This is a genomic window from Nostoc sp. (assembly GCF_036918245.1).
Taxonomy (GTDB): Bacteria; Cyanobacteriota; Cyanobacteriia; order Cyanobacteriales; family Nostocaceae; genus Nostoc.
The window spans coordinates 122,962-136,060 of the sequence record NZ_JBALEF010000106.1 but is presented as its reverse complement, the minus strand read 5'-3'; the positions used below and the strand labels follow the sequence as shown (position 1 = coordinate 136,060).

Below are 13,099 nucleotides of genomic sequence, written 5' to 3'. Positions count from 1 at the left end.
CCCTTGCGAAAAGATGTAGTTTTGAAACTTATGTATATTTAGCATTTTTTGTCAATGCGTAAGTTCAAGAATACAAGAAAAGCGGCAAATTTCAATTGTTCTAAAGCATTTTTTCTAAGAATTGCTTGGCGCGATCGCACTGAGGATTTTGAAAAAACTCGTCAGGAGTAGTATCTTCTGCTAAACTTCCCTGGTCGAGGAACATAATCCGATTGGCAACTTCTCTGGCAAAGCCCATTTCATGGGTAACGATCGCCATTGTCATTCCAGATAGCGCTAAAGCTTTCATCACTTCCAGCACATCTTTGACCATTTCTGGATCTAGGGCAGAGGTGGGTTCATCAAACAAAATCATCTCAGGTTCCATTGCTAATGCCCGAGCGATCGCTACTCGCTGTTTCTGTCCCCCAGATAGTTTGGATGGGTACACATTAGCTTTTGGCTCTAAACCTACCTTAGCAAGCAATTCTAAGCCATATTCTTCTGCTTTTTGCTTGTTTATTCCTTTCACCTTGATGGGTGCGTAGGTGACATTTTGCAGCACATTCATGTGGGGAAACAAATTAAAATGTTGAAATACCATCACCAAATGCTGACGTACTTTAGCGATGTTTGCCTTGGGATTGGTAATTTCTTGCTCGTGAAAGTAGATTCTGCCTCTGGTGGGTTGTTCTAGTAAGTTTATGCATCGTAAAAAGGTAGACTTACCTGAACCAGAAGGGCCTAGTATAGCAACCACTTCCCCCTGATAAAACTCAGTGGAAATATCTTTGAGTACGTCGAGTTTGCCAAAGGATTTAGATAAGAATTCCGTGCGAATTACTACATTACTCACTTTCCCGTAACCTCCTTTCTAAAGCGGATGCACCCAAGGTCATACCCATTACCAAAACATAGTAGATTAATCCTGCAAATAGCAGTGGTTCAAAATAAATATACTTATTTGCACCAACGATTTGGGCGCTGCGTAATATTTCCACTACCCCAATCGTTGAAACCAGCGCGGAATCTTTGAGCAATCCGATAGTTTCATTTACCAATGCGGGGAGAATGTTCTTTAATGCTTGGGGCAAAATCACATCCCACATCATCAACCAATAGGGAACACCCATAGACATCGCCGCTTCACTTTGCCCTTTATCTACCGCCTGAATCCCACCCCTGATGGTTTCCGACATATAAGCGCCAGAATTCAGGGTAAAAGTTAGCACCCCAGCTTCCAATGCAGAAATGTCATAGCCTGTAAGCTGAGGTGTTGCGTAGTAAACCAACGCCAACTGTAATAACAAAGGTGTACCTCGAAAAACAGAGGTGTAGGCGTTAGCAACCCAGGTAAGCGGCTTGATGCCGAGAATTTTTAATAGAGACAGTATTGTTCCCCAGATTAACCCCAAGGATACGGATAATAGCGTGAACAACAAAGTTAAAGGGATTCCCCGCAGAATAAAGGGAATATCTCCAAGAATTCTGGTGAAGTCAAGATTCAATCCGCCTTTGGCAGGAGTTGAAGATGCAGGATTGGCGGTAGTATTCTGTGAAAACCATTTGGCGACAAACTTATTCAATGTGCCGTCGTCTTTCATTTGTTGAAGGACTTTGTTAAACGGTTCTACAAAAGAAGAACCTTTAGGAAAAGCGATCGCCGATCCACTTGCCTCCTCTGAGGGAATTATATTAAATTCTAAATCTGGGTTAGCTTGGGCAAATCCCTTGGCGACGGTATCTTCAACAATTGCTGCATTAATTCGCCCAGATTTGATTTCTTGAACTACTTCCGGCACTTTGTTGAGTTGCTTTAGCTGAATACCTGCAACTTTTTTAGCAATTTTCTGAGCATTTTGTTCTTGTATAGTTCCTAGTTGTACCCCAACCTTTTTTCCTGATAAGTCTTGGGGCTGCTTCAGGTTGCTACCTTTAGGAGCGACAATTGTATCTTTGGCTTCGTAATAAATAATTGAAAAATCAATATTTTTCTGACGTTCTGGAGTCGGAGTCATCCCAGCCATTACAAAGTCAGCACGATTTGCTTGGAGTGCAGGAATTAATCCATTAAAATCGGATTCCATTATTTTAAGTTTAAACCCTAGTTTTTCAGCAAGGGTTTTGGCAATATCTATATCAAAGCCAACGATTTGGCGATCGCCTCCTTTAGTATCATAAAACTCATAAGGAGGATAATCTGGGGAAGTAATCATCGTCAGCGTGTCTTTGCCTAAAGATGAAGCAGCTTTTAGAGAATTACTATGTCCTGTGATGATGCTGATTCCTATTACTGTTAGAACCAGTATCGTTAATAGCCATACTTTCTTTTTCTTCATAAACTTGATCATTATATAAATAATTTAAATTCCGCACCTTACAGCAGTTTTCATGTATTTGAACCACATCTGTTGTAGGGGCGCAAGGCCTTGCGCCCCTACCGCATAGTCTATTTACCTGAAAATAGTTGTAAACACGTAAAATGTGGCGAATTGAGGGTTGAAATTTAAACGCAGAGGAGCGCGGAGGTAAGCGCAGAGGTACGCAGAGAATTTGTTATGAATTAATGAAATGTTGTAATTAGCGACTGTCAAATTCTGACTTTGGTTGCCTCCAGTAACTTGACGCTGGCATAAATCGCATCAATATAAGGTGTAGGAATTTGAGTAAGTTTTCCCAATTCTGCCACCGCGCCAACAATAGCGTCTATCTCCGTAGCGCGTCCAGCTTCAATATCTTGTAGCATTGAGGTTTTATGGGCACCAACACTTTCTGCCCCATTAATTCGTTGTTCTAAAGTAATGCCAAACTTTATACCCAAATTTTCTGCGATCGCTTGGGTTTCTGTCATCATTTGCCACGCTAGTTCACGGGTGAGGGGATAGCGGCAAATATCCTCTAGAGTCGCACCAGTCAGGGCACTAATCGGATTAAATGCCACATTTCCCCACAACTTGATCCAAATTTCCGTGCGTATTTGATTGCGGATTGGTGCTTTGAATCCTGCCTGTTTTAAAGTCTGTGCTAATAATTGGATACGTTCTGTTTTAGCACCGTCGATTTCACCAAGAGTAAAGCGATCGCCTTCAATATGTTTAATTACACCTGGTGCAATTATCTCAGTTGCTGGGTAAACAACACAACCAATAGCACGTTCAGCACCGATACTAGCTTCAATAATCCCATCTGGATCAACAGATTGAATCCACGTACCTTCATACTCACCGCCATACTTGCGAAAGTACCACCAAGGAACGCCATTTTGGGCTGTCACCACCATCGTGTGAGGATTGTAGAGTGCAGGTAGAAGAGGTGCGATCGCAGGTACACTGTGAGCTTTGACAGTTAAAATTACTACATCTTGCGTCCCCGCTGACTGAATATCGCTAGTTGCCAACGGAGTAACAATTTGGCTGGAACCATCTGCCATGAGCAACTTCAGCCCATTTCTTTGAATTGCCTCCAAATGAGAACCACGAGCAATCAGTATCACCTCTTCACCTGCTAGTGCCAGTTTTGCCCCTAAATATCCACCAATCGCACCCGCGCCAACAATACAGATTTTCATTTTGTCAAAAGAATATGAGTCGTGGAAGACGGTATCCAATTGCTTTTACATCAAACAGTTACGCTTTGCATCGCTTTCAGTAGGTCTTGATAAATAGATTTTGAGGCAGCTATTATCAATCCAGGCAGACTATAATTTTCACAAGTATGCAGTGGCGGTAAAGTTGAACCGTCAAGAGTAGTTACAATCCAGCCAGCTTCTCTGGCAATAAAAGCGAGTGCAGCACCATCAATAAATTTGCCCGATTTGATCACTGCTCCACTCAAGTCGCCACTGAGAATACCATTGAGATTGGGAATTTGAATATCACTAGAGTAATCATTCGCTATATCGATTACTTTATATCTATCTTTTAGTAAATGTGCGATGGAATTCATTCCCCATCCCAACAAAATAGCAGGTTTGGCGGATGTTATATCTAATGGGGCACAAGCTGCTAAGTTCATCTCCAGCGTCCCTTTAAAAGCACCTTCACCTCGAAGGGCATAAAAATAAACGTTTTGGGCAGGAGAAATGGCAATTACTGCTTCAAAGTCATCCGAATTTAGAATACTGAGAATAATTTGGTAATTAGAATGTCCATCCATGTAAAACTTTGTGCCATCAATCGGGTCGAGTGTGACTAAGTAATCACCTTCTGAACCAAGGTCGGTAGCGCGAAAATATTTGGTGTTGTTAGAACTTTCATATTCTTCACCATAAAAGCGAATATCGGGAAAAGTGCCTAGTAATACTACTTCTACCAGATTTTGAATAGCCACATCTGCATCAGTAAGTGCAGCACTAAAAAAGTTATTTCCTTGTTGTTTGGCAGGAAGTGCAGCAATTTTTGGTTGTAGAAAATGGGCATAGGCTGCTGCTACTTTGAGATGAGGGAGTAAAGTCTCTAAAATTAATCGAGTAGTTGGTGTTGTGGACATTGCAGCAAACTCCTTTTATAAATAATCTACCGTTGACAAGGCGATAGAATTTTATCTCTAGACAAAATCACGGTATCATTTGGATGCAATGATACCACCGTTGCTATATTACTTTAACCCGTGTATCTCAAAGAGCCTATGGAAAAATCGCAAGTAAAATTACAGCTATTTTCAGGTAAATAGACCACGCAGTAGGGGCGCAAGGCCTTGCGCCCCTACAACAGATGTGGTTCAAATACATGAAAACTGCTGTAAGGGTTTAAGACCGAACGTCAACACGTAGTACAGCATTTCATTAATTCATAGCGAATTAAAGAAAGGCAATACTCTACAATGCCAATGCGTCGGCTTGCATTGTTAATGCGTAGGATTGCATTGTTAATGTGTCGGCTTACATTGTTAATGTGTAGGATTGCATTGTTAATGCGGCGGCTTACATTGTTAATGCGGCGGCTTACATTGTTAATGTGTCGGCTTACATTGTTAATGCGGCGGCTTACATTGTTAATGCGGCGGCTTACATTGTTAATGCGTTCCTCTGCATTAAAAACGCTACGCTTTTACGCAAAACTATACTTAGTAAAATTTACCATACAAAAAGCAAGCTACAATCGGGCTTTAAATTCCCATTTGAAACTCTCTTCTCTACAAGACGCTACGCGTAGCTTGTTTTCCTGTAAGGGTACAATTTTGAATTTAGGACTTACGCAAAAACCCTCTCAAACTCTCATTTCTCTGTTACCTCTGTGTCGCGCCAGTTGCTTCTCCCAAGGGGAGACGCTGCGCGAACAAGTCGGGAAACCCGCCTAACGCACTGGCTTCTCTGTGGTTCGTTTTCCGTTACCTGTGCGTAAGTCCTAGAATTGTTATTGATGGTTTTAGGAAACTTTTTCAAGCTTCTTCTGAGTAAATTTGGATAGCTTGTGGCCTTTGAGTACTGAAAATGTGCCAAGAGTGCCAAGAATAAGTAAGCTAAGGATAGAAGTGGGTTTAGGAACGGTGATTAGATATAGTTGCAGAAAAATTAATGGGTAACTCACTATCTTCCAATCCCAAACTTTCAAAACCTGGTATCATTGGCGGCGCAGAAAATACCTCTAAATATCCTGGTGTCGGCAAAAAACTCGCGAAAAATGGACTTGAATAATTTCCTCCAGAAGTGGAATACCCAAAACCGTCACCCGTTAACTGCTGAGTATTAAGACTAATTAAATTATCAACATTAAAAGGTTCGTTTCCTGGTATTGGAGTACCGGCGCGTTGCAGACCAGTAATTGTTTCACCATTTCGTGTACCAGTAATTCCAGTAATCAGGTAAAAACCCAAATTGTTAGGGGTGTCATTAGTGGTGAAAGTACCGTTCGCCTCTATGCCAGTACCAGAATAATTCCAGTTCCAACTTAAAGCAGAAGCTGCTGGCATTGTCCCGAAAACTAATCCAGATGTGGTGGCGAGGGCTATGGCAGATAGAGCTAGATTTTTCATGGAACTCGTTAGTGCGATCGCGCTTCTTGTAGAAGGTTCCGGTGTATTATACGGAAATTAACAAAGATCGTATTATCAATCTTGCCTATTTACTTAGTAGCGATCGAATAACCACGCTAAAGCAGCATCAACATTACTAACCTGTTCCCCTGGCGGTATGGCTGGACGATTTACCATCACAACCTTTACGCCCAGTTCTCGCGCTGCAATAATCTTGGGCTTTGTGGCATCACCACCGCTATTTTTGCTGACGATGGTATCAATGTTATTCTGAATCAGAATTTGTCTCTCATTATTGAGGGTAAAGGGCCCGCGATCGCACAATACCATCCCCGGCGGTACTAAAGCATCATCGCCAGGAGGGTCAATCATCCGCATCAAAAACCAAATTTTCTCCAAGTGAGCAAAAGCAGCGAGTTCTTGTCTACCAACTGTCAAAAATACCCGCTGTGCCTGGTTTTGCAGGGCTGTTGCTGCGGCTGCAACATTATCAACCTCAATCCAGCGATCGCCACTTACTTTTTCCCAAGGCGGACGGATTAACATCAGACGGGGTACTCTAACTTCCATTGCTGCATCTGCTGCATTAAAAGAAATTTGAGTAGCGAAAGGATGGGTTGCATCAATTAATAAGTCGATTTGCATGACTCGCAGATAGCTAGCCAATCCAGCCACGCCACCGAAGCCTCCAACCCGTAAATCGCCCAACGGTACTGATGGTTCACGGGTGCGACCAGCTAGAGAGGTGATTACTTCTAACCCTTGGATAGTCGTAACTTTGGCAGCTAATTCTGCTGCATCACCCGTCCCACCCAGAATCAAAACGCGGATCATTTAGATAAAGGTGGAATCTTTGCTAAAATGCCCTTTTTCATTGCTTCTGGACGTTCTGACCAAGGCAGTAAACCATCTGCTTTGGCATAGTATTGACTAGCACATTGCAGTACCGCAGAGGCACTACCATCAACGCTTAAATCACCAAATAAATATGTTAATTTACCTTTGGCAGCAAAGGCGACTACACAAGAACGATTACAAGCACTCATGCATTCAACTTCCTGAATCGGGAATTGATCTCGTAATTCCCAATCTTGTGCAAGCTGCTGAAGTTCGTGTAGAAGTTTTTCACCACCACTTTCACCTAAGCGTTTTCCATTTTGCCAAACACTGGCACAGGTTTTGCAAACAAATAAAGTATGTTCAGTAACACCCAAAGGACTAGTTGGGGAAATATTTACAGTAGTAGTCATCTGTACCTCGCAGATATGTGAAACTAATAAATCTATTTCGGTGGGCATCCTGACTCACTCAATTTGAGATTTTCGATTACAGCAGAATTCAAGTATTTGAACCACATCTGTTGTAGGGGCGCAAGGCCTTGCGCCCCTACCGCGTGGTCTATTTACCTGAAAATAGCTGTAAGTCCCGTTAATCTCAAATTGGTTCACAGTTGCTCCCAAGCGCCGGATTTGCACCGAACTTTAAGAGTTACCCCTGGTAGCTGACTCCCACCAGAACCGAATAACCTTATCGATCATACACTAGGGTTATCGGAGAATACGAAACAACAAGCTTTGCGCTAACCATCAAACTGGGCGACAGCCAGATAAAATACTGTGCATATTCACTACTTGTCCAATAACTGCGATCGCAGGCGCACTAAATCCAGTTTCCTCTACCTGTTTGACAATTGTCTTTAAAGTACCAATCAATTCTTCTTGTTCTGGTCGCGTACCCCAGCGCACCAAAGCAATCGGCGTTTCTAAATTCAACCCAGCTGCACTTAATTCTTCCACAATATAAGGCAGATTGTGAATTCCCATATAAATTACAATGGTTTCGGAACCGTGAGCGATCGCACTCCAATTTACAATCGGTCTATACTTACCCGCCGCCTCATGACCAGTGACAAATGTCACTGATGAACTATAGAGCCGATGAGTCAAAGGAATACCTGAGTATGCTGCCGCTGCAATTCCCGAAGTGATACCAGGCACTACTTCCGTTGATATTCCAGCTTTGACTAATTCTTCCATCTCTTCGCCACCGCGACCAAAAATAAACGGATCGCCACCCTTTAGGCGCACTACAATTGCATGATCCTGCGCTTTATCAATCAGCAATTGAGTTGTTTCTGACTGCAACAACGAATGTCTCCCCGCACGTTTACCAGCATTAATTTGCTCTGCTTGGGGATTAATCATTGCCAGAATTGCCGGACTCACCAAGGCATCATAGATGACTACATCTGCACATTCCAACAAACCTTTCGCCTTCAGAGTTATTAGTCCTGGATCACCTGGCCCCGCACCTACTAAATAAACCTTTCCCAAATACTTGTTCCTCTCTGTTATTGTGCGGTTCATCTATCTGTTAAATCCCAAATTAGCTCGGCTAATTCTGCACTTACTCCCAGTGGCTCTGCCAATTGGAAATTCACCGCAGAAAATTGTAATTTTAGCTCCTCTATTGAGCTGGCGATCGCATCGGTTATTCCACCAGCGAATAAAAAGTATGGCAAGATTGCAATTTCCCGATAACCAGCAGTTACTAACTCTTTCACCCGTGATTCTAAACTAGGAGGCCCAGCCCAATAAGCAGTCACGGCTCCCAAACTCGCCGCCATTGCTTCCACAGTTTTTTGCGAACCTGGGCGACGGCTACCATGAGCTAAGAGAATCCATGCTTCTGCTTTTATAGCAGCTATTTGTTTTGCCAGCAATTTCTCTAAATTAGGATGAGAACCTAAATATGGTTGCAACTCAATGATCATATCTTGACCAATAGCCTGTTGTGCTAGTGCTACTTCGGCGGGAATATCTGTCATCACATGCACTCCCGGCAGTAGAAATAGCGGTACAATTTTGAGGCGATTTTCATTTTGAGACAGTGGGCAATCGCCAAAAGCGCTTTTAGCAAATTGTTGAATTTGCTCGTGTAAAGGCTGAGGACTCATTTCTAAAGCAGCGATGCCAACCAAATGTTCGCTATTTACTGAGTTGTGATTTTTTGGCAATTTGTGACATACCAGCCTAGCTAGTTGCTGCATAGCAATTTCTGGGCGCGGGTCGCGACTTCCGTGAGATAATAGCAGATAGGCAGATGACATCGGCAAAGCTTGAACTCTCAGTTACTATATCTTACTTAACATTAAGCTGGGGTTCATAAGTACTCTGGTAATTATTGAAACTATTATCAATTACTAAACAGAAGTATTCTTAATCACTTTGACAGCGGATTACAAGTTGTAAACTACACACCTATTCGTTTCAAAACCGGGTATAAAGCCTGTTTTTCTTCTGTTAGCGCAACGGGGCGTAGCCCATTCTGACCGGAGCTTCGGAGTCTCCGGCTTTGCTCCTGAATTCTGCTGTATATTCTTCCCCTACTGCTTACCTTATTGTTCTTCAGCAGTGTAAGTATAAAATTGATTAAAAGCTCCTACCGTTTCAAATTTGTACGAAGGTATCCAAGAATTTATTTTTAAATCTGTACGATAAACACTAAAAATAACGTAATTTTGTCTTTCTGTAGTCTTGGCAATAACTTCTTGGATTTGCGGGCTAGCCGAGTCAACCAATTTATCGCAATTAAAACGGATTAAATTTTCTATAATATTCGTAGTTTTTTTACATACATCAGTTTTTAAGTATTTTGTCAGGCGTTGAACTGCATATTCTTCATATTCAACCTGACCGGGATTGGTTTTCGCCATTGTCACACCCAAGGCGGCGAGGCCTACTGCTGCTCCAGTATACGCGATGATGGTCAATGGTTTCATATTTCCCAAGTAAAATTCATTGTAATCGTTAGATTCCAGAGACTCTAAATCAACTAAGTCCGTTCCTTGAACAAAAACTCTTGATCGATTGCCAAATTATTGCTATAATTCAAATTGTTGAATGGCGAGCGTAGCCAAGTGGTTAAGGCAGTGGTTTGTGGTACCACCATTCGTGGGTTCAATTCCCATCGTTCGCCCTAGATAGTTTCATATTGATATATAGATTCCTATATAAAGATCGGTTGTGGTTCTGAACATTCATAACCATTACTTTAGCAACGATCTGTCGTCTACGAGTTCATAGACTTGGAAAGATTACAAACCTACGACAATTCATTATTTTATCAATAAGTTGATGTTTATAAGCAAATCTACTTTCTAAATGAAAATTAGGTGTGCAATGTCTTATGATCAGCTACTTCTCTACGATACTGGCTAAGGATAGAGAACCTGTTACTATGCTATCGAACTAAGCAGATGCTCATACTTCTCTGGAGCATGAGCTATTTATATTAAGATTCCCGATTTCTTAGAAAAGTCGGGAATTTGAGTGTCAGAAGTTCTTGAACGCACATTTAACTGTTAAAAAATGCCTAGAAGAATGGTCAATAATATTGTAAAGATTAAATCAAGCAGTTGAGGGCGTGATAATTTGTGCCCAAAATATCATGATGCAGTTATTTACTAACATCTATCAAAAGAAATAAAAATTGTATTCCTTTAGTGAGATCCAAAAATACTGAGTCATAGATACTTTAAGTAAAGTAGAACATGATATAAGTGCCTACTGAAAAGTTGATACTTGTATGTACACAGATAAATATAATTTATCTGTGTTGTTTCGTGTTTATATGTATCTCAGAAAAGGTGGAGGCTTATTTGTCTCGCCTAAAAAGTTAACAATGCAAACATCGTCATTTAGTGGAGTTGCTATGTCTGAATTGCTTCAAGCAGTCTTAGATAGTGAAGAAAGAAGTGATTTACGTTCCTTTATTAGTGAATTACGCCAACAAGAAAAGAAGTACTTGCTGCGGAACGACATACTCAATGTATATAGTGAGTATTGCTCCAAGTCCCAGAAACCTGAGACTTTTTACACTTCCTCGGAGTTAGGCAAACTCATTTACTATACTCAGGAAATTATTCAGGAGGACTCAAACTTCTGTTTTATCATCCGTTCTAAGATTGCCAGCCAAGAAGTTTATTGGTTGACATCAGACTTAAGCATTGAGCCGATGACGGTGCAGGATTTGTTGGATCTGCGCGATCGCTTGGTGAACAAATATCATCCTAACGAGGGCGGCCTGCTAGAATTGGACTTCGGCCCGTTTTATGACTACTCCCCAGTCATCCGCGACCCAAAAAATATTGGTAAAGGGGTACAATACCTCAACCGCTATCTTTCCAGCCAACTATTTCAAGACTCTAAACAATTGCTGGACAGCTTGTTGAATTTCTTGCGCCTACACCACTACAACGGTGTTCAACTGCTGCTCAACGATCGCATTCAATCGCAGCAGCAACTTTCCCAGCAAGTTAAAAAAGCCATAACATTTGTTAGCGATCGCCCCGATGATGAACCCTACGAAAAATTCCGGTTCCAATTGCAAACAATGGGTTTTGAGCCGGGTTGGGGTAACACCGCAGCGCGAGTGCGGGAAACCTTAAATATTCTTGATGAATTGATTGATTCTGCCGATCCTCAGACCCTAGAAGCTTTCATTTCTCGTGTTCCGATGATTTTTAAAATCGTCTTGGTGTCAGCTCACGGTTGGTTTGGGCAAGAGGGAGTTTTAGGGCGTCCCGATACCGGCGGTCAGGTAGTTTACGTCCTTGACCAGGCAAAGAGCCTAGAGAAGCAGCTACAAGAAGATGCTCTGCTGGCCGGTTTAGAGGGATTGAATGTCGAGCCAAAGGTGATTATTCTCACCCGCTTGATTCCCAATAGTGATGGAACCCTTTGTAATCAACGCCTAGAAAAAGTCTTTGGTACCGAAAATGCCTGGATTTTGCGAGTGCCTTTACGGGATTTTAACCCTAACATGACTCAAAACTGGATTTCTCGGTTTGAGTTTTGGCCTTATCTAGAAACTTTCGCGATTGATTCCGAAAGAGAACTACGGGCAGAATTTCACGGCACACCTGACTTAATAGTTGGAAACTATACTGATGGGAATTTAGTTGCATTCTTGCTGGCGCGACGGCTAAAAGTTACTCAATGCAATGTTGCCCATGCTTTAGAAAAATCTAAATACTTGTTCAGTAACCTCTACTGGCAAGAATTAGAGGAGAAATATCATTTTTCATTGCAATTCACTGCTGATTTGATTGCGATGAATGCTGCTAATTTTGTGATTAGCAGCACCTACCAAGAAATTGTGGGAACACCGGATAGTGTGGGACAGTACGAGTCTTATAAGTGCTTCACCATGCCAGAGTTGTACCATGTGACCAATGGCATTGAATTATTTAGTCCCAAATTTAATGTCGTACCGCCTGGAGTAAACGAAAATAATTACTTCCCCTACACCCGGAATAAAGACCGGGTGGAGAGCGATCGCCAACGCCTTGCAGAAACACTCTTTACTCTGGAAGACCCCACACAAATCTTTGGCAAACTTGACGATCCTAACAAACGCCCTCTCTTCTCAATGGCGCGTCTTGACCACATCAAAAACCTCACAGGTTTAGCTGAATGTTATGGTCAAAGTAAAGAATTACAAGAGCATTGCAACTTAATTTTGGTAGCGGGTAAATTGCGCGTCGAAGAATCAGGCGACAACGAAGAACGTGACGAAATTATCAAACTCTACCAAATAATTGACCAGTACAATCTCCACGGGAAGATTCGGTGGCTGGGTGTGCGCCTGACCAAAACTGATTCCGGTGAAATTTACCGAGTCATTGCCGATCATCAGGGAATTTTTGTACAACCAGCTTTATTTGAAGCTTTTGGTTTGACAATTTTAGAAGCGATGGTTTCAGGATTACCGACTTTTGCCACACAGTTTGGTGGGCCATTGGAGATTATTCAAAATAAGGTGAATGGCTTTTTGATTAACCCGACAAATTTAGAGGAGACAGCCACCAAAATTGTGGAATTTATCACTAAATCCGAACAAAATCCTAACTATTGGAATGAAATTTCCCAGCGAGGAATTGACCGAGTTTACAGCACCTATACTTGGAAAATTCACACTAGCAAGCTATTATCATTAGCACGAATTTATGGCTTCTGGAACTTTACCTCAAAGGAAAATCGGGAAGATTTATTGCGTTATATCGAGGCTTTGTTTTATTTAATTTACAAGCCAAGAGCGCAACAGTTATTAGAGCAGCATAAGTACCGTTAGTTTGTCATTTGTC

11 protein-coding genes and 1 tRNA gene are annotated in these 13,099 nt (G+C 41.8%); 2 read left to right on the top strand and 10 right to left on the bottom strand.

Translation table 11 applies throughout. The features are described 5' to 3' along the window. Positions 1–100 precede the first annotated feature (100 nt). From V7L12_RS31275 to V7L12_RS31230, 10 genes are all read right to left on the bottom strand, one after another. On the bottom strand, positions 101–835 hold the full coding sequence (locus tag V7L12_RS31275) for an amino acid ABC transporter ATP-binding protein (RefSeq protein ID WP_335090351.1): 735 nt from the start codon (positions 833–835) through the stop codon (positions 101–103). Next, entirely contained in the window at positions 828–2,318 is a 1,491-nt protein-coding gene (locus V7L12_RS31270) for an ABC transporter permease subunit (protein ID WP_335090349.1), read from the bottom strand. The genes V7L12_RS31275 and V7L12_RS31270 overlap by 8 nt, the downstream gene beginning before the upstream one ends. A 251-nt stretch (positions 2,319–2,569) precedes the next feature. After that, complete coding sequence (locus V7L12_RS31265) at positions 2,570–3,547, bottom strand: 2-dehydropantoate 2-reductase (protein WP_335090347.1); 978 nt, start codon at positions 3,545–3,547, stop codon at positions 2,570–2,572. A gap of 50 nt (positions 3,548–3,597) precedes the next feature. Then, the gene (locus tag V7L12_RS31260; protein WP_334825718.1) at positions 3,598–4,467 is read right to left on the bottom strand and encodes an inositol monophosphatase family protein; all 870 of its coding nucleotides are present in this window, start codon (positions 4,465–4,467) and stop codon (positions 3,598–3,600) included. Positions 4,468–5,457: 990 nt separating this feature from the next. Then, entirely contained in the window at positions 5,458–5,952 is a 495-nt protein-coding gene (locus V7L12_RS31255) for a PEP-CTERM sorting domain-containing protein (RefSeq protein WP_335090345.1), read from the bottom strand. Positions 5,953–6,045: 93 nt separating this feature from the next. After that, on the bottom strand, positions 6,046–6,786 hold the full coding sequence (locus tag V7L12_RS31250; protein WP_335090344.1) for a cobalt-precorrin-6A reductase: 741 nt from the start codon (positions 6,784–6,786) through the stop codon (positions 6,046–6,048). Then, positions 6,783–7,202, bottom strand: a complete 420-nt coding sequence (locus tag V7L12_RS31245) for a DUF1636 domain-containing protein (RefSeq protein WP_335090342.1) — start codon at positions 7,200–7,202, stop codon at positions 6,783–6,785. Before V7L12_RS31245 ends, V7L12_RS31250 begins: the two co-directional genes overlap by 4 nt. A 336-nt stretch (positions 7,203–7,538) precedes the next feature. After that, on the bottom strand, positions 7,539–8,318 hold the full coding sequence (gene cobA, locus V7L12_RS31240; protein WP_335090340.1) for a uroporphyrinogen-III C-methyltransferase: 780 nt from the start codon (positions 8,316–8,318) through the stop codon (positions 7,539–7,541). Then, positions 8,315–9,061 (bottom strand): sirohydrochlorin chelatase, encoded by a 747-nt coding sequence (locus V7L12_RS31235; RefSeq protein WP_335090338.1) that lies wholly within the window; start codon positions 9,059–9,061, stop codon positions 8,315–8,317. The genes cobA and V7L12_RS31235 overlap by 4 nt, the downstream gene beginning before the upstream one ends. Positions 9,062–9,349: 288 nt before the next feature. Beyond that, positions 9,350–9,733, bottom strand: a complete 384-nt coding sequence (locus V7L12_RS31230) for a DUF4359 domain-containing protein (protein ID WP_292786681.1) — start codon at positions 9,731–9,733, stop codon at positions 9,350–9,352. Positions 9,734–9,857: 124 nt separating this feature from the next. On the opposite strand from V7L12_RS31230, the gene V7L12_RS31225 reads away from it, so the two are divergent. Continuing rightward, a tRNA-His gene (locus tag V7L12_RS31225) sits at positions 9,858–9,930 on the top strand. Between the two features lie 735 nt (positions 9,931–10,665). After that, positions 10,666–13,086 (top strand): sucrose synthase, encoded by a 2,421-nt coding sequence (locus tag V7L12_RS31220; RefSeq protein ID WP_335090389.1) that lies wholly within the window; start codon positions 10,666–10,668, stop codon positions 13,084–13,086. The last annotated feature ends 13 nt before the right edge of the window (positions 13,087–13,099 follow it).